The organism is Bacillus cereus group sp. BfR-BA-01309, assembly GCF_022664315.1.
Taxonomy (GTDB): domain Bacteria; phylum Bacillota; class Bacilli; order Bacillales; family Bacillaceae_G; genus Bacillus_A; species Bacillus_A mobilis.
The window spans coordinates 154,816-174,585 of record NZ_JAKUHE010000001.1 but is presented as its reverse complement, the minus strand read 5'-3'; the positions used below and the strand labels follow the sequence as shown (position 1 = coordinate 174,585).

Genomic DNA, 19,770 nt, shown 5'->3' with positions numbered 1-19,770 from the left:
AACTTCATTGATTAGTATGTATTTTCAATCTTAAACAATGAAACAGAGTCGACATTAGAATATCATTTCTTAAAGTCGACTCTGTTCCATTTAAATTATATATTTTACTTTACGTTTTTAAATTCATATACTTTCTAATTCTAGCAACATCTAAAGAATATTCGATAACTAACTGCTGTAACGGTAAAATAACTGTGTCAGGATATAAATGTGCATATTGTAATGTTTCTGCATATTTTTCTAACCTTTTTTCTAAATACTTTATAATTTGATCAGGATGACTAACTAATAAACATTTACAATAATAATGTATTTGTTCCTCAATCGCCGTATATTCTTCAATCTCATATTCTTTATGCATGTGTACACCCCTTTAAGTTTTTTACGTGAATTACTTATCACAATTTTCACTCGACAAATTTTAAGTTTTTTGATTATTTACACTATAACAAACTCTTCGGGTCAAATTTTGTTACTTTATGTAACGTAGAAAATTTTTAACAAAATTGTAATGTAAACTTGGATAAATTACATTTGGCTTATTTTTTCTGTACAAAAAATCGTACAGTTCAATTTAACTGTACGACCACAAGTTCCGGCCTATTAAAAATTCTTTGCGGAATGATACTATTGCCTAAACCTCTACTTACTACCATAGACGTATTTTGTATTTCATATAAACCGGCTGTATATGTAGGGAAAATCCCTTGATTCGGAGCAACTAATCCTCCGATAAATGGCAATCTAACTTGTCCTCCATGAGCATGCCCCGATAACACTAAATCTATTTGTTCATCAGCATACTCTGTCAAAAATTCAGGCCTATGGGATAGTAATACATTATATGTATCTGGCTTCATTTCAAATTTTGCTTTTGAAATTTCATCTTTGATAACATTTCCTTCATCACGGTTTCCAGTTACAAATTCCGGATCATCAATACCAAGTAAATTTATTTTTTGTTCCTCTATTTGAATGGTTATATGTTCATTTCTTAAAACAGTAACATGGTGTTTCTTCAACTCTTTCTCCAAATCATTATATTTTCCTGACCATTTTTCATGGTTTCCTGTTACAAAATATATTGGATACTCCTTTACAAGTTCTCGTATTAATTCCATACTTACTTCTGCATCATATGATTTACTGTCAATGAGATTACCTGTAATAACAATAATATCCGGTTTTTCACCTTTTACTTTTTGAATTAAAGTTTCTTGATTGTCGCCAAATTTTTTATTATGTAAATATGAAATTTGTAGAATTTTAAACCCCTTAAAGGTAGAAGGAATTTGAGTAGATTTTATATTAACTTTAGTTATACTTATTACATTGTTCTGTACATATAAAAAAATAATCATACCAATTAAAGTAACAATAAGTAATATGATTCTTTTAATCTTTTTGTTCATATTTCCTCCTAAGATCTTAATTAGTACTACAATTCTCACTAAACAATCCAATAGATTTTTCTTTTTTAAAGGGGTAACAATTTAGCTTTGGTAGTTACGGACAATTTTCTAATTAAGGAACTGAAAAACTTATATAATTCTGATGAAGTAAACATGCCAGGTTCCATTTTAATCGTAACTTTATGATATAACATCAAAGCCGAAATTCCTATGTAATGGAATTTCGGCTTTTTGAGTTCAAATAAATATCTAAGTTTTAGTACTACTTACCTTGATTAATTAGAAACACATTAACATATTTGTGCATAAATCTATCGTTTAATGATCAAATATCACATGATATACATAAAAACCCCATAATAATACTCAAATATTACAAAAAACTACATTTATATCTTGCAGTTGTACCACTTAATGCATACCAAATTTCTTTCTATATGTCGTGGTTGGTTTCATCTCTTTCCATAATCAACTTTGTATAAAATATTTATCTCGGTGATTACTCCTAATGAATATCTTGCTTTTTAAAGTTTCCGCCTTTTACTTCCGCAACATCATATACAGTAACAAAGGCATTTTCATCAATTTCATGAATAAGTTCCTTCATTTTATTTTCTTCTAAACGACTGATAACACAGCTAACTTCTTTATAAGCATCTTTTGAAGAGCCTCCATAAATTTCACTATAGATTGCACTTCTTCCGAGACGTTCCCATATTGCGTCTATCATAAATTTAGGTTCTTTTGTAACGATTTTAAACGTTTTAGATCCACTTAATCCCACTTCAATGATATGAATTACTTTAGAAGCAATAAAGTAAGCTATCGCAGATAAAATTCCACCTTGAAGACCAAATATTGTTGACACAAAAATAAATACGAACATATTTAAAAACAAGATTAGATCACTTGTTCCAAACGGTACTTTTCTAGACAACAATACCGCTAGCATATCAATTCCATCTAACGCTCCGCCATTACGAAGAGCCAATCCCATACCAAATCCGATAATAACACCACCAACAACAGTAACTAACAATGTATCTCCTTCAATAATTGTAGGCACATTATGCATGACCACAGTACCTATTGCAAGTGATACAATACCAATAACTGAATACATTGCAAATCCTCTACCAATTTGTTTATAACCTAACCAAACAAATGGTATATTAATTAATCCAATTAAAATACCTAATGGTAACCCAAATAGCTGAGAGCTAACAATACTAATACCTGTTACACCACCATCTGAGACATTATTAGGAATTAGTACAGCCTCTAATCCATATGCCGTTATTAATGCTCCAATAATAATCAAAATTGCTTGCGAAATTTTTTTAAATGTATTAACATTTTTCTTTTTTGTACTTTCCATCTCAATTCCTCACTTCACACATTTTTCTCGTCATTTCATTATTACATCAGCTTCTTTATACTTAGTGTCGCACCTACTATGTAATTTCTCTCATGCTATAACTTCCTATACTTAATTAAAGTGTACGAATACGCTAAACGGTATGTGTATAGATTGTTATAACTAAAATCTAATCATGAGTTATCCTATTAAATTCTTCTTTACAAACCACAAACATAACAAATCCTATAAAAATAATTGGTTAAATTCATATTTTCTGCCACCCAGTATAAAGGTTTACTCTTCTTTTTAAATCTACTGCTAATGTAAAGACGTTTATCGAAATATCAATTTTCGATCGATCCCCTAACACGTAATCATTAAATTTCAAAATCTACTACAAAAATATTTCCTCCTAATCCGTTATCCTCTTTCCCATTTAAACACTATGAAATCATTGTTAATAGACCGCACACAGAAACTACTAGATATTTCACCTCCACCTGTTTATAGGTTCCAAATCATTATTAGTAGTCAATCCCTTTCAAATCCATAGAGTTTAAATTACTTCTCTTTCACAGAATTTCAAAGCCATAGTTCATGAAATCAATTCCATAAAGTGAAACTTTAATCAGTGGGGGCCTACTACCCATTAAAGCGGGATAAACATGATGAGTATAGATTTACAAGTTTAAAAATAGCACTAATTGACCGATATACTCATTTAGTCAATTATAATATACCTAAAACTAAAAAAATATTCCATTCGTTAATATTATTTCTTTCTATGTAATTCATACTCATAATGTACGATTATTTAAGTTTTTTGTGAAAATAAGTAAGTTATATATAGCCTATTCCCAAAGGTTTTCATCATGTGAAAACTATTTTAAATTACATATCTATATAGAAGTATTTCGCTTAAATCCCCCCTCATTTTCTATATTGGAATAAATAGTCCATGAAATAATAATTTCCACTTATATATGTACTATTTAAAAATACAAAAAAGCGACTCTTTTCACATGAAAAAGAATCGCTTTCCAATTTCTTATTTTCAATTACATTACATAAAGGATTGAGATACTATTACCTAATAGCATTAACTATAACTTCAGTTGCCTCTGCAATAAGTTGATTATCATAGGTAGCTTCTTTCTCATCTTTACTAGATAAAATTGCGATAATAATTGGTGCTCTATTTGGCGGCCAAACGATAGCAATGTCATTCCGAGTCCCATAACTTCCAGCTCCTGATTTATCCCCAACTATCCAGTCGGTCGGTACACCTGCACGAATCAGTTTGTCTCCTGTAGCATTTCCTTTCATCCACTCGGTAAGAATGTTACGCTTATGATCTGGAAGCGCATTTCCGATTGTAAAATTCTTAAGGTTCGTAGCAATTGCTTTCGCCGTACTAGTGTCACGATTGTCTCCTGGAATAGCCTCGTTTAATTCTGTTTCAAAGCGATCAGACAAAGTAACACGATCCCCGATCTGTCTAAGCGCTTTTTCATATCCTTTCGGTCCTCCTATTTTATGAAATAAAATGTTCCCTGCAGTATTATCACTGTAACGAACAGCAGCCTCAGCAATTTCTCCTAGTGTCATTCCAGTACCTACATGTTTTTCTGTAACAGGTGAATAATCCACTAAGTCTTCTTTCGTATAAGTAATAACTTCATTTAATTTTTCAGTAGAGTTTTTCTGTAGTAATACCCCTGCCGCTATCGCCTTGTAGGTCGATGCAAAAGCAAACCTTTCGTTAGGTCGATAAGAGATTGTTTGATTTGTACCAGTATCAATGGCATACACACCTAATCGAGCATCGAATTTTTTCTCAAGTTGAGAAAAGTCTTTATACGTCGCATGATTATTATGTTTAACTGGTTCTGTCTTTTCTTTCGCTTCAACTTGCGATGCCCCTCCTGTAAAAGCTTGTAGACTTGAAATACTTAAACCTAATATACCAACGCATATTCCTATCTTTAGCATCCTCTTGTTTTTCAAAATCATCATTCCTTTCAAATTTTCAATACTGAAAACAAGTAGTAAATTCAATACAATGTATCTATTTGAATACCTATTTTTATACGTACACATAATAGACCATCTAAGAAACAAGTTTGTTCCATAAATTTAAAACCTTTTTAACTGTAACCAAGATATTAACAAAAATAAGAGATAACAACTATGATAGCTACTATCTCTTATTTCAAATCTTACTTTTTCTTTAACTTATAAAGGCTTTTATATAAACAGGATCTCTTCCCCTGAGAAAAGTACACAATTATTAATGATTTTGATTCGAACTCTCTGTACTTGCAGCTTCACCTTGTATACGTTGCTTTTTCAAATCAAAGTATACATCTAAAACTTCCTTTCCAATTATAGAATTAATACCATTTTTATCATCATGAAGCCATGGGACTACTACTGAGAATGCTACTTCTGGATTATCATATGGAGCATATCCAACTAACGTTAAGTTGTAACATTCCATACGTTCTCCTTTTGCATTTCTACCAATTGGATCATCTCCACCATATACAGTTTGAGCAGTCCCCGTCTTTCCTGCTGGCTTGTATGGAGCGTTTTTGAAATACTTCACACCAGTTCCATCACCTTCTTGGAATACCCACCTAAAGCCTTCTTTTATTCGATCTATATGTTCTGTCTTCATATCAATCCGATTTAATACGACAGGCTCTATAGAACGAATAACTTTGCCAACCTCTTCTTTTATTGATTGCTCTCGTATTTCTTGTACAATTTGAGGTTGCATTCTATAACCGCCATTAGCAATCGTTGAAATATATTGCGCTAATTGCAACGGTGTATACGTATCATACTGCCCGATAGAAAAATCTAGTAAAAATCCAGGCTGACTATCTACTTTTCTCGTTTGCCCTATTATTTCATTCGGTAAATCAATTCCTGTTGGCACGCCTAATCCAAATTGTTTAAAATAATAGCGCATCGTATTAAATGCTTCTTGTTTTATATCCAATGAACCATTTGGTACATAATTAACTCCTGCAATTTTTAAAGCTGTCTGGAACATGTATACATTCGAAGATACTTGTAGCGCTCGTAAATCATTAATATTACCAAATCCGGATACATTCCACGACTTCTTAGCTTGTGTGCCTTTAAATTTCATCGGTGCATCATAAAATTGATCTCCTGGCTGTATTGCTCCTGTCTCATATCCAGTTAATAAAGTTGCACCTTTTACAGCTGACCCTAGCTCATAGGAAGTTGTCATGTTACCTAATGCCAAATCCTCGATTTCCGTTTTTCCTTCTTTTTCTACAATCCTTTTGCCTGCCATAGATAAAATCTGTCCGTTATTCGGATTCGTCATAACAACAAAAGCTCGGTCCAGTAGTGGCTCTGAACTCTTAAAAGCTCTCAAATTTTTCTCTATACTTTCTTCCACTTTCTTTTGTAATTCCATATCAATCGTTAATGTTAAACTATTACCGCTTTTTCCTTTAGAAATTATTTCTGTATTTATAATATTTCCTGATTTATCTGTAATGTTTTTCACTTCTTCTTTCGTACCGTGTAAAACATCTTCATATCGTTGTTCAATATAACTTTTCCCTACACGCTCATTACGGTTATATCCGCGTACTAAATAAGAATCTAAATTTTCTTTTGGCAGACCTTCTTCGCTACTCGTAATATTACCTAACACAGAACGAAATAAATTACCATTTACATAATTGCGCTCCCAATCAACCGTTGCATCTACTCCTGGAAACTCAGTAAGGTTTTCACTTATTCGTGCATACTCTTGTTCTGTTACATCTTTTTTTATAATTTGTGGTGTTAGTTGATAACCAGAACTCATTTTACTTTTAATAGCTAACACCTTTAAATCTTGTGCTGTTAATTCTGCCAATTCTACTTCTGTAACGCGACTTCGTCTTAAGTCTTCTATTTTTTTATCTAACTCTTTTCCCTCTACTCCCTTTTCTTTAAACGTTTCTATATCTTTTTTCGTAATCATTGTCTCCGCACGTTTCGTATTCAACTGCATCCAAAAATCTTTTTTATCAATATCTGTTAATTTATTTATATCTTGTTCAGGCATTTCAAGTACTTGTGCTAAGTCTTTTGCTATTTTTAAAATATCTTCACTAGTAATTCCCTTTACCCTTGTATACGTAATTGTGCGAAGAGATTTATTATTAACAACTGTATTCCCTTCTCGATCTAGTATTTGTCCACGTGGAACTGGAATGCTAGTTGTTGCATTTTGACTGTTTTCCACTTGGTTCTTATAAGCCTCTCCTTCTACGATTTGTACTTTTCCTAGCTGCATAATAATAGCTGAAAATAATAAAAATATGCAAAGGAACATTATATTTAATCGAATAGATATATATGTCTTCTTATTTCCTTTTTGTTTTTCCATAAATCCTCCATTTAATTCCTTCTATATTACATACCGACGGCCGATTAAACTTTTTTCTAAATCTCGGTAAGAATCTATTCCTTTTTGTTTAGCTACGTATATTCATAACTCTCCTTTTTTGTTTTCTCTCTATTTTTTGTCACTCGTATTTGAAATGCTACACTGTATAATGACTCAAATTAAACTAATACATAGGCTTACTAGTAAATTTTCATACTGATTATTCCTTTCTTCATGCTGTAATACTTAATAGACAACCTAAATAAGAAAGTTGTTCCACATTTACAAAAAAAATAATTAACTATAATATGGAATAAGCTATAAAGGGAGGGTTTTATGTTACATATAAAAATAAAAAGATGGAGATATATAGCGGTTATTTCTATTGTGAGTGTGATTTTAATAATCTTGTTTAACAGTAATTTCGTTTCCATTACTATCGAAACTTCTACGGCCGAAAGAGGACAAATACTTGATCGAAATGGTGTAATACTAGCTACAAATAAGAAAGTTAAGTCTCTATATTGTACTTTTAATGATGAGAAGCTATCAAAACAAGATACAGCAAACACATTAGTTTTTTCCAATCAATTTTCAAGCGAGTTTCAACATGACATTTCTACAGAGGACATAAAATCTCAATTACAACAATCTTGTAAAAAGAAGACTATGAATGATATACCGTTATACTCTGATATAACTGAGAATGAACTTGCATTCATAAACAAAAACAAACCCAATAATGTAATAATCAAAGATGAAGTGATTCGATATTATCCTAAACGTGAAATTGGTTCACAGGTAATTGGGTATGTAGAAAATGACCTTAATGTACCCGTTGGAAAAAGCGGGATTGAGCTGCAATATGAAAATGATTTAAAAGGAAAACCCGGAAAAACTCTTATTTTTAAAATGAATAATAAAAAGTTCTTATGGAACATGCAAAAAGTACAAAAAGGAAAAGATATCCGGCTAGCTTTAGACTCTAAGTTGCAGCAAAAAACAGAGGAAGCATTAAGATCTCAAATCAAGAAAATAACTGATGTTAATACTGGTTATGTTGTGGTAACCGATGTGAAAACTGGCGCAATTTTAACTATGGCCAATTCAGCAGTGTTTGATCCAAATACATTATATGAACAAGTATCAACTAAAAAAGAAAACATCAAATCACTTTCGCAAAATAAAGCAATTCAAAAATTAAAGTATGGTGAATCTTATGTAAATATGGCCTCAACTATAAAGCCACTTACTATTTTAATTGGATTAAACGAAAAGCTTTTTCAACCTGAAGATACTTATTTAGATAAAGGTACTTTTCAATATGATAATCAAAATAACATTACGAATGCACCTGGAACGCCAACAGGTGAGATTACACCGAGGCAGGCCATCATTAATTCATCTAACACATTTATGACAGCAAAAGTAGCGCTACCCTTATTCAACCAAAATAATGGGAATATAGAAAAAGTTGCACATATATGGACAGAGTATTTAAAGCAATTCGGCCTTCGTTCTAAAACTGGGATTGATTTACCTTTTGAAGAAGACGGACAATATGAATTTCATCCAACAAACAAGTTTGAAAATGGTATCTCCGCCTTATTAAATGCCTCTTGGGGAGGAAATGAAGTACACACTCCTCTTCAACTTGCTCAATATGCAGCAACTTTAGCAAGTAAAGGTGATAAATATAAACCTCAAATCGTAAGTGCTATTATTGATCAAAATGGTAAGGAAACCAAAAAGTTTAAACCAATTTTAGAAAGTTCAAATCGTTACCCGGTGAAATTTTGGAGTGTCGTGCAAGGTGGGATGAGCCAAAATATAGAGGAAATTAAAAACTTACCCTTTCATGTCGCAGGTAAAACAGGCATAACAGGTGCTCCGAATGAGCAAGAAAGAATGATAAACCATTCTCTTTTCATTGCATATGCTCCTACCGAAGATCCACAAATTGCCGTTTCTGTCGTTATTCCTGGTAGTAATTCAGAAAAAAATATTGCTGCTCTCGTTACCTCAGAAATTTTAGAGTACTGGAATACTCTTCAATAAGAGAATAAAAACATAGAGGAAGGTTCATTAAAGTGAACCTTCCTCTTTACCATATAGAATCTATATTCGTTATTTTCCATTTACCTTCATGATCCTTTTCGAACATGAAAGAATATTTAATATCAGTTAAAACATACTCTTTTTGTACATATCCAGTATTACCGCTAATTGTCGATACTTTTATATATCCATTATTCTGCACTTTTTCTGGAATCCAAGCTTTTACCATTTCATTAGATACTTCGTATAAAACTTGTGATTCTCGCTTTGGTTCAGCTAAAATTTTCGTTTTATTTCCAGTAACAGTTGCATATATATAATGCGCTTGCTTTGGTTCGTTACTTTCTGTCAATCCACTTGGTACTTTGTATGCTTGCTTTGTATCATTTGTAAATTCTCCCCCCATGGTAAGAGCAACTTGCAACTCATGAAAAATATCTTCATCAAATTTCAATTCATCCTTCTTATAACTCTTCCCTTTAAATAGAACTTCATCATTTAACGCTCTATACAAGTCATTTTCATTTTTTGAATTTGTACTTTGATATAATTCATTCATAAATTGTTTTAATGTTGGATCTTGAGCAGATTCATCTTTAGTTTTAGGCTTAATTTGTGTACTACTTTGAACAGGTGATTTATTATCATCAAGCCAAGGTTGTTGAACAATAAAAAATAACATTGTACAAACTAAAACAACTACAATAGGCAATGCTTTTTTACGAAACGATCTTTTATGTTTTACAAAATCCACTTCATTATTTTCATATATAGACTGCTTTATTTTATAAATAAATTCTTCTTCATCTTTACGATTCTCCATTGGACCTTGTTTTAATTTACTATACCAGTCAGGGTTTTGTTTATTCTTCATCACTACTACCCTCCCCTATTAATTTTGAAACCTTACTTCTTGCTCGGCTTAATCTAGATTTTACAGTTCCAATGGATACTCCTAGTGTTTCGGCCATTTCTTCATAAGATAATTCATATTTCGCGTCTAAAATTATTATTTCACGGTGTTTTTTAGGTAATTTTAATACAACCTCCCACACTTCATTCATTTCCTCTTGCTTAAAAAATTCACGTTCTGCCGATGGAGATTGCTTATCGTCACTAAAAAATCCTATTAAAGATATCCTTTTAAAATAAGAGGATTTCAAATAGTTTATTGCCGTATTTCTTGTAATTTTTAATATCCACGTTTTAATAGATGACTCCTTTCGAAATGAATTCCAATTTTTAAATACCTTTATAAATACATCTTGCGTGATATCATCTGATAAGTGTGGATCTTTCGTAATAATAAATGAATAATTCCATACATCTTGCCAATAGTCTTTTATAACATAGTCAAGCTCATCATGAATACACTTTTCAATAAACGTCTCTTCCATTTCCACACCTCGAACTTATTTGAATAAAGATAAAACTGCCCTCACTTTTATTATGGTTTCAATATATAGACAAGATACAAGTTTCATTTGTTCCGTTCTTCATCTTTTTTTGATAAAAAAATCCTCCTAAAAATGTAAAGGTGTGCAATTACTTTCATAAAATAATCATCTATATATTCTTTTACATGACAGGCTCCTAACAACAAGTAAAGCATACAATGTTAAAAATACACTCAAAAAAAAATCTGATTATTATTTGTGCATTTCACGCAACACTCCACTTGTATCACCTTTTTTCTTAGAGCATACTTATTTGTGTGCTCTATTTATGTTTTACTAAATGACTGTTTTGTTAAAGTTTAAAATTCCCATCACTTGTCCCTTTCAATTTGTTTTACTCTTCTATTTACTATTAGCAATACCAACCTTTCAAAAATGAAAACAAAGATGAGTTATTATCTTTATTCAGCCACAACAAAAAAGCATTCTCAATTAAGGAGAATGCTTTTTCGAAACTTAATTGTTCTTTGTATTGCCCAATTTATACCTTCGTGTTAAGCAAACAATGAATAGAGTAAAAGATTTCACCTTATAGTTACTTATTTTTTCTGAAAAACATGTTTTACTTTTTCGCCTGGTACGTTACTCCCCCCTCTTCCTTTTACATCTTCGATCATCATGGTAACAATCATGTCTGGCTCATTTGCATCAAAAGCTGCAAACCATCCAAGTTCTTTTCCGTCTGCTTCTTTCGACTCTTTCAGTTCTGCTGTACCGGTTTTACCAGCAAGAGTTATACCATCAACCTTAGCAATTCTCCCCGCGCCATCAGGGTCATTAATGACTTTTATTAATGCGCTCTTTAATATCTCTTGATTCTTTTTAGAAACCACATTTTCTTTCCAATTCCCCGCTACTTTTGCTTCTTTTAAAAGATGAGGAGACGGAATATTCCCTTCATTTACAATCGGTGCATACGTTAATGCTAAATGAAGTGGTGTCATTAATACTTGTCCTTGTCCATATCCCGTGTCTGCTAGTTGAATATCATTTTTTATCCCATCTCTTGCAATGATTGAAATAGGAAATTCGTATTCGATTGGTAATTTTTCATGAAATCCGTATTTCTTAAATTCATTTACATACTGATCTTTTCCCATTTTCAAAGCTTGTTGAGCAAAATAAATATTATCAGAGTACTTCATTGCCTTATCAAAATCAATTGGACTAGCTTCCTTCACACGTGTTACATAATAATTTCCCCAAGATGAATCTTTTGCCCACTTTAATCCTTGAATTTTAAATTCTTCCTTAGGGTTTATAGTGTTTGTTTCCAAACCAATTGCACCAGTAATCGTTTTAAATACGGAACCTGGTACAAATGCTTGTGTGAAACGATTCATCATTGGTAGTTTCGAGTCGTTATTCCATGCTTCTCGTTGGGCTTTTGACGCGCCTCTAACCAATGTATTTGGATTATAAGCAGGGCTACTTACAAGTGCAATAGTTTCACCCGTTTTAGGATTGACCGCTGCACTAGATCCTGCCTCATTTTTCATCTCATTAAAGATTTTTTCTTGAATTGCAGCATCAATTGTTAACGTAACGTTTTCCCCTTCTTTTGCTTCTTTTTTCGCTACATTTTTAATCTCTTTTCCATTCTCATCTTCTATAAATACGCGTCCACCTTTTTCACCACGCAATTTATTCTCTAATACTTTCTCTAAACCTGTCTTACCTACTAAATCATCTGCTTGATACCCTTTTTTTTGAAGCGATTTTAACTCCTCTGCATTCACCTTTCCTATATAACCAGTTAAGTGTGCGGCCGCTTCTCCTAATGGATACGTCCGAATATTTACTGGGCGAGATGATACTCCTTCTAATTCAATATAATCATTCTGTCTAGTTCCTTCTTTTAAAATACCAATTGGTACAAAGGAGTCTGGTTTTATCCATTTCGCTGTAAGCTTCTGATCGACCTCTTCTATAGACATATCAAGTAATTGTGCTACTATTTCTTTTGTTTGCACTGCCGTTTCGCCTAGTTTCTCTGGAATAATTCCAACCTCAGTCGCTTTACCATTCGTTGCAAGAGCTTTCCCATTTCGATCATATATTTCTCCACGTTTTCCTTGTTCTATTTGCATACGTACTTTGTAATCTTTTTTCATAGCTGGAAAAATGAAGTCTGGTGTCCAATCTATTTTCCAAGATTCTTTTTCTTTCACAAGTTTTGCTTCATGGATAAATGAAGCTTTTCCTCCATCCGTATCCATCTTAACTTCAAAAAGAAAAACTTCTTTATCTTTAGCATTTTCTGCTTTCGTATTAACTTTTAAATTCTTAACGCCAATACCTTCATAAATTTTTTGATATTTCTCTGTGAATTCCTTTTTAGAAATTGTTTTTTGGGCATGTTCTGATAAATGATCATACATATTTGCAAATTTTCTATCATTCCATAAATTCACATATTCTTCAAATGCTTGTTTTGGCGATTCGTTTTTATTACATCCTACCAATATAACTGCAAAACAAAAGAAAAGCAGCATCCATAATTTTTTCAATTCAATCTTCTCCCTTAGTTAAAAATGTTTATTCCTTTCTTGATCTATTAAATAAAAAATGTTGTAACGCTTAATAGACAGTGTAAGTAATGAAATTGTTCCACATTTACAAAAAAAATTGATTTATGATCAAGTTACATTCCAAGGAGAAGATTTTAAGATTCTTACAAACAAAAGTAGCGGATCTATTTAACACTATTATTTAAAATATCTTTTTGTTTAGGTTCCCCGCTCTTATCCTTTTTGTAGATATTTAATACAAAAAAGGACCCTTATTCTAAGGGTCCTTCAACAAAAAATAACAAAGTGTATACAATATAAAAAAATTAATTAAAGTTTAATTTATAGACGCTGTATATCCTTCTATTTCGGATCAAAACCCCTGTGCTGTATGCGACTGGGGATTCATTCACTCTAAATCTTATTTAGAAGAATCATGTACAGGTAAACTACTATGAATTAATTCAGCAACTTTTACATATCCTTTTGAGTTTGGATGAATTAAATCCGTAGACCAAAGCGAATTATCATTAACTAATGGATGCTTCCAAAAGTCAACATGATGAAGCTTATACTCTGTACTCAGTGAAAGTATAACTTCGTTTGCCTCTAATAATTGCTTTTTTAACATTTGTTTTTTTTCAGAAGAAAATGGAAGCCGAACAGTAAAATCTGGAAGGTTTGCTATAATAATATCAGCATCTGTTTTACTTAATGTATCTATCATAAATTCCATATCGTTCTTATATTCTTGATGATTCCAACGTCCTTTTAAAACATCGTTTGCACCTGCAATTAGACTAACCAAATCTGGATTAAACGTTAATGCCTTTTCCAATTGCTGTGAGCGAATTTCTTTCGTTACTAACCCACGCTTTGCAAAATTAGCATATTCTATATCGTTTACACAAAGTTGAACAAAATGATCTACCCAGCTTTTTAATGCTATTCCCTCAACTTCATCCCCTATACCCTCTGTAAAACTATCACCAATCGATACAAATCGCTTCCACATATGTAGTCCCCCTTTATTATTAACCATATCTATACTATACAATAGCTCACACCGTAATTGTTATTTCTAAGTGGTTTTCGATTTCAATTATATTCCACTTTATTATATTTACATTTAGAATCCAAAATTGACCGATTCCTAAGTATACTTAAGAATCGGTCATATTCGTATATTTACTAAAGAAATAAAGTCTCTCTATGAATCATACTTTTTTCAAAAAATTGGTTGTTTTTTGTTTTGCCCAGTTTATACATTTCTTTTCGATTAAATGATACGAAATTATAGAAAAAAGTAGTGTCATTGCAATGCACAAAGTAAGAAGGAAAAAGATAGGTATCTTTGTATACAAAAGTTTAGATAGTACCATCATGATTGGAAAATGACACAAATAGATACTGTATGAAATTTCTCCTAAATATACAAATACACTCTTATTTAAAAATGCTTTTACTTTTAGGTTACTCATAGCCATTATAATAAATATACTAACCCCCATTACGACACCCCAATCTTTTAATAAGAAAGTAGTATCATTACGGGAAATACCATAAATTAAAATGGAATATAAATATAAAATAATCCCTAATGCAATTAGAAATCCTTTTTTAAATTTTTTCATATTCCTATATGAGTAGATAAGTTTTTCCTGATACTTAAAAAGTAACATTCCAACCATAAACATAGATGTAAAATGCAGTGTATCAGCATAACCATTATAAAATCCTTCAGCTTTCCCAATATGCAACATATTAAGAAAAACACTAATGAAAGAAAAGCTCAAAGCAAATAGTATCGTTTTCTTCCAATTCAGTTTATAAAAAAGAAGGAATAATAAAGGAAACACAATAGATATACGCATTTCTTGAGCTAATGACCAAATAACTGGATTATAATTTTCCGTAAAAAAATTATTAACAAGCACAAAGTGGTTTAGAATATCTAATTTTGTTATAGACCCTTGCCACCTATCATAGAACCAATCCCGTAGTCCTACCACTTCATACGACGAAAATAAAATAAATAAAACAAAGGTAACGATTATCCAAAAATAATAAGGAATATAGATTCTTACAAATCTCTTAATTAAATATCCCCAATAATTTGTTTTTGAATGATAAAGTGCCATAGATAACACAAAACCACTTAGTACATAAAAAACGATAACAGCTTCCCCACCCGCCCATAAAAACCTAAGCGGGGAAAATTTAATAGAATTAGGCAACGATGGTAGCATTAAACAAAAATGTCCAAATACCACAGTAAGTGCCGCTAACCCTCGTATAGAATCTAATTCTTTTATTCTCTTACTCATAAAATGTTCTCCTTGTAAATTGTAGATTTTGCTGTTCATAAAGGCCACTATACTAGTGTAGTGGGAGAATTGTACATAATGTCTATCTAGATCCCAGATATAAACAGTTCAAAGTCAATCTATGCATCTGTTTTCTGGTCTCCATTTCCTTATATAAATAATTTAAAACAAAATATTTAATACAAAGAAAAGATTTTATTAAATTTTTATAAAATCTAATTACAGAAATAAGTACCGGATATTCATTTTTTATTGTCATTTGATGAAAAAATGAATGTTTTTTCTTCATGTAACTTTATTAAACTAACTTTGTACTAGAATGCTTTGAATCAAAAAATACATAATAAACGCCATCCTTTCTGTATATTTCTACAAAAAGAATAGCGTTTTTTGTTTTTATAGATATAAATTTATCTTAACTTGATTACAATAAGAAAAATTCCGAAGGACCCAATTTAGAAATTAATACCATCTTCCATTCCAAACTATCTACATAAAAATTTATAAAACTTCGAAACTCTTTTTTTTAGATTAATATTTAGTTTCATCCTATAAACTTAGCTTTTTACTATATCAACCGCACTATCCCACATAACGCTAAAAAAAGATCCGATGTTACGCATAAAACGTGTAAACCAATTTGCTTGTTCTATATCAGATTTTGTTACAAGGTCTACTTGTAATGATTTACCTAATAAGAACCCAGGATCTGTACTATCTTTAGGTGAGATAATCATTTTACTAATTGTTACACCTTTTTTAATAGGTGCTTCTTGTTCTTCATTCAATACTTTAAATTCTTTTTTATATACGTCTTTGTTGTTCTTTGGTATCGGAAGTGAAACAGCTTGCTTCGTTTGAACTACTACATCTTTGTCTTTTGCATTTGCTACTCTCACTGTTTCATGCCCTTTTACTACTGAGTCTTTTCCATAGACCTTCTTCACTTCGAAATTTGCAAATCCGTAATCATATAATTTCTTCGTTTCATCAAAACGTGCTGCATGAGAGTTTGCTTTTATCACTACAGATATTAGACGCATACCGTTTCTTTCTACTGTACCAGTGAAACAATCACCAGCTTCTGGGGTAGTTCCTGTTTTTAACCCATCTACACCTTCGTATTGCTTAATTAAACCTTTTAACATCCAGTTAAAGTTCGTCATATCAATTGGATACTTACCACCCTGTTGGAATGTTTTTTTAGGGATTTTTGCAGTATCTAACATTTTCGGAAAATCTTGAATCAGACGTTGTGCTAAAATCGCACAATCTCTTGCGGACATTTTATTTTTCTCGTCTGGAGTTGTCCCTTCTGGGTGATGTCCTTTTAAATCATAGTTCGTTAAGCCTGTAGAGTTTACAAATTTATAATTTTTCATTCCAAACTCTTTTGACTTATCATTCATCATTTTCACGAAATCGGCTTCTTTTCCAGCAATTTCTTCAACTAAAGCAATTGTCGCACCGTTCGCAGAGTAAATTGCCATTGCCTCATATAACTCTTTTACTGTATAAGAGCCACCATTTTCTAATGGAACGTTTGATAATGAGCGATCTTGCGAAATCTTATATGCATATTCAGAGATTTTAACTTTTTGATCCCATTTAAGTTTTCCTTTATCCACCGCTTCATGGACTAAATATTCACTCATCATTTTTGTCATACTAGCAATTGCTAATGATTCATCTGCATTTTTTTCATATAAAATTTTCCCGGAATTTGCTTCTACTAAAATTGCCGATCCTGCTTCTACATCTATAGCAGAAACTGTTTCCGCTGTTGCTCTTCCAGATGTAACAACTATGCTACAAAATAGTGTAAGCACTGTTACTATTGCAATAAATCTCTTGCACAACATATCTTTCACTTCTGTTACCTCCAATATCTTTGTACTCAAAAAAAGCCTTATTCTAACATAATCCTTCAAAAAATAGACAGCGATATCAAATTCTATATACATATAAGACATTAGGACGACTTTCATATAAAACATCTCATCCCACCCTTTTAGACACACTGACACTTAGTATTCCCACATATATCCCTCTTTTTAATACCTTTGTATTTTTCAAAATGATTCGTACTTTCATATTTTTTAGGATTACACTTAATAGACAATATAAGTAATACACTTGTTCCACATTTATAAAAAATAAAACCAGTGTGTCCCGATTAAATTTCGAGGCACACCGGTTGCTAAACTTACTATCGTCTCTTCCATTATTCATATTACTGAACCTCCCCCCTCATTCAATTAATTACTATATGAAAATAATAAATTAACTTGTCAGTATCATGTCTTCTATGAATGACCTATTTGAATTATTAACTTAAAAAGTTTCTTAAGTTTTAAAAAAAGCTTATGGAACCTTTCATTCCATAAGCCATTCTATATGATCGGATGTTCAACAATAAAAGATATCCAACCTTCTTTATATTCTGCATATATATTACCATTATGAAGTTCAACAATTCTTTTTGAGATAGCGAGTCCCAGTCCATTTCCTTGATTATCTTTTCTTGCCTTATCGCCCCTGAAAAATCTCTCGAATAATTTATTTGGATCGCTAACAGGTGGTTTCTCAGCTTTATTTGATACTTTCAAAATTGCCTTATTATCAATTACTTCAAGACATATTAATAATTTGGATGGCTTCATACTGTACTTTATCGCATTCATAAACAGATTTTCATAAACACGTACCATTTTTTCTACATCCATAAAAATAGGTATTGATTCTTCCGTTATTGATTTTTGAACAATTAAACTTTCCTTTTCAAATATAGGAGTGTATTCCCCAACTATTTGCTCCAACAAACCCGATAAATCAACTTCATTAAAATTTAACTTAGCATCGTTGTCTGATAAACGGGTGTACTCAAATAATTCATCAATTAGATATTTCAATCTCTGTGATTTTAAATAAGTGGTTTCGAGATATTCCTGTAATTGTGCTTTACTGTCGTATTGCCCTCTTTTTAATAAATCTACATAACCGATAATAGATGTCAATGGTGTGCGTAAGTCATGAGATACGTTGGTTATGAGTTCATTTTTTGTACGTTCCAATCGTCTTTCCTGTTCAAATGTATTCTCCAATTCCTTGGACATGTAATTAATATTTTGAGCAAGTTGAGTCAATTCGTCTTTTCCCTCGATCTCAATTGTCAAACCCAGTTTTCCATTGGCAATATCATTCACATTATCAGAAATAAGCTTCAAATATACTATTTTCTTTCGAACCAATATTAAAAAAATGATTATAAAAGTAAAGATCGCTAACGCGAATATAAGAAATGTAAGCATATTATTTTCAAATGCACTAAGATTATCAAGATAGTGATTTAGAGTTAATGGGATTATGATATATATAAAAGTGAGGATTGTTAAACCAAACGAAACAAAAAAACTAACTGCAACAGCACCAAGAAGTTTTATAATTATCTTATTTCTAAACCTAACCTTCTTCATATTTTGTACCCAATCCCCCAAACAGTTTTAATATAAATTGGATGTTTAGAATCTTCTTCAATTTTGTCTCTTATTTTTGTAATATGTACCATGACGGTATTATCCGATCTATAAAAAACCTCTTTCCAAACTGCTTCATATATTTTTGCAACACTCAGAACAATCCCTTTGTTACGAGCAAGTAGTTCGAGTATATCAAACTCTTTTGGAGTTAGCCTTACTTCCGTACCTCTTATCCATACTTGACGTGTATCTGTATTTACGGTCAAATCACCAATTTCTAGTATACTTTTATCATTATCTGTATTTGTATTATACTTTTTAAACCTTCTTAATTGGGATTTTACTCTAGCGATTAACTCCAACGGATTAAACGGTTTTGATAAATAATCATCGGCACCAGAGGCTAAACCCTGAATTTTGTCTATATCCTCTGATTTTGCAGAAAGCATGATAATAGGCATATTTTTTTCTTCTCTAATCTTCATACACGCTTCAATGCCATCCATATTTGGCATCATAACATCCAAAATAATAAGATCGAATCGCTTTTCTTCTAACAGTTCTAACGCTTCAATAGCATCTTCTGCCTTTTGAGTTTTCAGACCTTCATTTTCCAAATATACAGAGATAAGATTTCTAATCTCTTTATCATCATCAACAATAAGAATTTTTGACTCCATATAATTCCTCCACAATTTTCTCGTATTGAACAACTAAAAGCATAAGCAAGTGTTACATTTTTAT

The 19,770-nt window shown here is 31.6% G+C and carries 14 protein-coding genes and 1 pseudogene; 2 read left to right on the top strand and 13 right to left on the bottom strand.

Features of this window, described 5'->3' with window-relative positions; translation table 11 throughout:
• Window positions 1–109: 109 nt before the first annotated feature.
• The 3 genes from MR115_RS00825 to MR115_RS00815 all read right to left on the bottom strand — a co-directional run bounded on the left by MR115_RS00825 (window position 110) and on the right by MR115_RS00815 (window position 2,790).
• The gene (locus tag MR115_RS00825; protein ID WP_000548621.1) at window positions 110–361 is read right to left on the bottom strand and encodes a hypothetical protein; all 252 of its coding nucleotides are present in this window, start codon (window positions 359–361) and stop codon (window positions 110–112) included.
• Window positions 362–569: 208 nt separating this feature from the next.
• On the bottom strand, window positions 570–1,412 hold the full coding sequence (locus MR115_RS00820) for a metallophosphoesterase (RefSeq protein WP_242239302.1): 843 nt from the start codon (window positions 1,410–1,412) through the stop codon (window positions 570–572).
• Window positions 1,413–1,917: 505 nt separating this feature from the next.
• Complete coding sequence (locus MR115_RS00815) at window positions 1,918–2,790, bottom strand: YitT family protein (protein ID WP_242239299.1); 873 nt, start codon at window positions 2,788–2,790, stop codon at window positions 1,918–1,920.
• A gap of 974 nt (window positions 2,791–3,764) precedes the next feature.
• Between MR115_RS00815 and MR115_RS30185 the strand changes: the two are divergent.
• Window positions 3,765–3,851: pseudogene (locus tag MR115_RS30185) on the top strand (undecaprenyl-diphosphatase); the annotation flags it as partial.
• Between the two features lie 7 nt (window positions 3,852–3,858).
• Here MR115_RS30185 and bla read toward each other — a convergent pair.
• Entirely contained in the window at window positions 3,859–4,788 is a 930-nt protein-coding gene (gene bla, locus MR115_RS00810; RefSeq protein WP_375337809.1) for a class A beta-lactamase Bla1, read from the bottom strand.
• A gap of 274 nt (window positions 4,789–5,062) precedes the next feature.
• Window positions 5,063–7,195, bottom strand: coding sequence for a peptidoglycan D,D-transpeptidase FtsI family protein (locus tag MR115_RS00805; RefSeq protein ID WP_242239297.1), 2,133 nt, complete (start codon window positions 7,193–7,195; stop codon window positions 5,063–5,065).
• 336 nt (window positions 7,196–7,531) lie between these two features.
• Between MR115_RS00805 and MR115_RS00800 the strand changes: the two genes are divergently transcribed.
• A complete protein-coding gene (locus MR115_RS00800; RefSeq protein ID WP_242239295.1) occupies window positions 7,532–9,253 on the top strand; it encodes a peptidoglycan D,D-transpeptidase FtsI family protein in 1,722 nt (573 codons plus the stop codon).
• Window positions 9,254–9,299: 46 nt separating this feature from the next.
• On the opposite strand, the gene MR115_RS00795 is transcribed toward MR115_RS00800, so the two are convergent.
• The 8 genes from MR115_RS00795 to MR115_RS00760 all read right to left on the bottom strand — a co-directional run bounded on the left by MR115_RS00795 (window position 9,300) and on the right by MR115_RS00760 (window position 19,706).
• Window positions 9,300–10,127, bottom strand: a complete 828-nt coding sequence (locus MR115_RS00795; protein WP_097818892.1) for an anti-sigma factor — start codon at window positions 10,125–10,127, stop codon at window positions 9,300–9,302.
• On the bottom strand, window positions 10,117–10,650 hold the full coding sequence (locus MR115_RS00790; protein WP_242239294.1) for an RNA polymerase sigma factor: 534 nt from the start codon (window positions 10,648–10,650) through the stop codon (window positions 10,117–10,119). Before MR115_RS00790 ends, MR115_RS00795 begins: the two co-directional genes overlap by 11 nt.
• Before the next feature lie 599 nt (window positions 10,651–11,249).
• Window positions 11,250–13,220, bottom strand: coding sequence for a penicillin-binding transpeptidase domain-containing protein (locus MR115_RS00785; protein WP_242239292.1), 1,971 nt, complete (start codon window positions 13,218–13,220; stop codon window positions 11,250–11,252).
• 421 nt (window positions 13,221–13,641) lie between these two features.
• The gene (locus MR115_RS00780) at window positions 13,642–14,262 is read right to left on the bottom strand and encodes an SGNH/GDSL hydrolase family protein (RefSeq protein WP_141434978.1); all 621 of its coding nucleotides are present in this window, start codon (window positions 14,260–14,262) and stop codon (window positions 13,642–13,644) included.
• 175 nt (window positions 14,263–14,437) lie between these two features.
• Window positions 14,438–15,586 (bottom strand): acyltransferase family protein, encoded by a 1,149-nt coding sequence (locus tag MR115_RS00775; protein WP_242239291.1) that lies wholly within the window; start codon window positions 15,584–15,586, stop codon window positions 14,438–14,440.
• A 518-nt stretch (window positions 15,587–16,104) separates the two neighbouring features.
• Window positions 16,105–17,418, bottom strand: coding sequence for a D-alanyl-D-alanine carboxypeptidase family protein (locus MR115_RS00770; protein WP_309243089.1), 1,314 nt, complete (start codon window positions 17,416–17,418; stop codon window positions 16,105–16,107).
• A gap of 522 nt (window positions 17,419–17,940) precedes the next feature.
• A complete protein-coding gene (locus tag MR115_RS00765; protein WP_098586528.1) occupies window positions 17,941–19,023 on the bottom strand; it encodes a HAMP domain-containing sensor histidine kinase in 1,083 nt (360 codons plus the stop codon).
• Complete coding sequence (locus MR115_RS00760) at window positions 19,020–19,706, bottom strand: response regulator transcription factor (protein ID WP_097818885.1); 687 nt, start codon at window positions 19,704–19,706, stop codon at window positions 19,020–19,022. Before MR115_RS00760 ends, MR115_RS00765 begins: the two co-directional genes overlap by 4 nt.
• Window positions 19,707–19,770 lie beyond the last annotated feature (64 nt).

What these genes read in the sequence shown, in the direction of transcription:
- bla (WP_375337809.1), bottom strand. Translation starts at nt 4,788, where the DNA reads ATGATGATTTTGAAAAACAAGAGGATGCTAAAGATAGGAATATGCGTT.
- MR115_RS00825 (WP_000548621.1), bottom strand. Translation starts at nt 361, where the DNA reads ATGCATAAAGAATATGAGATTGAAGAATATACGGCGATTGAGGAACAA.
- MR115_RS00780 (WP_141434978.1), bottom strand. Translation starts at nt 14,262, where the DNA reads ATGGTTAATAATAAAGGGGGACTACATATGTGGAAGCGATTTGTATCG.
- MR115_RS00790 (WP_242239294.1), bottom strand. Translation starts at nt 10,650, where the DNA reads ATGGAAGAGACGTTTATTGAAAAGTGTATTCATGATGAGCTTGACTAT.
- MR115_RS00765 (WP_098586528.1), bottom strand. Translation starts at nt 19,023, where the DNA reads ATGAAGAAGGTTAGGTTTAGAAATAAGATAATTATAAAACTTCTTGGT.
- MR115_RS00805 (WP_242239297.1), bottom strand. Translation starts at nt 7,195, where the DNA reads ATGGAAAAACAAAAAGGAAATAAGAAGACATATATATCTATTCGATTA.
- MR115_RS00800 (WP_242239295.1), top strand. Translation starts at nt 7,532, where the DNA reads ATGTTACATATAAAAATAAAAAGATGGAGATATATAGCGGTTATTTCT.
- MR115_RS00815 (WP_242239299.1), bottom strand. Translation starts at nt 2,790, where the DNA reads ATGGAAAGTACAAAAAAGAAAAATGTTAATACATTTAAAAAAATTTCG.
- MR115_RS00775 (WP_242239291.1), bottom strand. Translation starts at nt 15,586, where the DNA reads ATGAACAGCAAAATCTACAATTTACAAGGAGAACATTTTATGAGTAAG.
- MR115_RS00760 (WP_097818885.1), bottom strand. Translation starts at nt 19,706, where the DNA reads ATGGAGTCAAAAATTCTTATTGTTGATGATGATAAAGAGATTAGAAAT.
- MR115_RS00795 (WP_097818892.1), bottom strand. Translation starts at nt 10,127, where the DNA reads ATGAAGAATAAACAAAACCCTGACTGGTATAGTAAATTAAAACAAGGT.
- MR115_RS00820 (WP_242239302.1), bottom strand. Translation starts at nt 1,412, where the DNA reads ATGAACAAAAAGATTAAAAGAATCATATTACTTATTGTTACTTTAATT.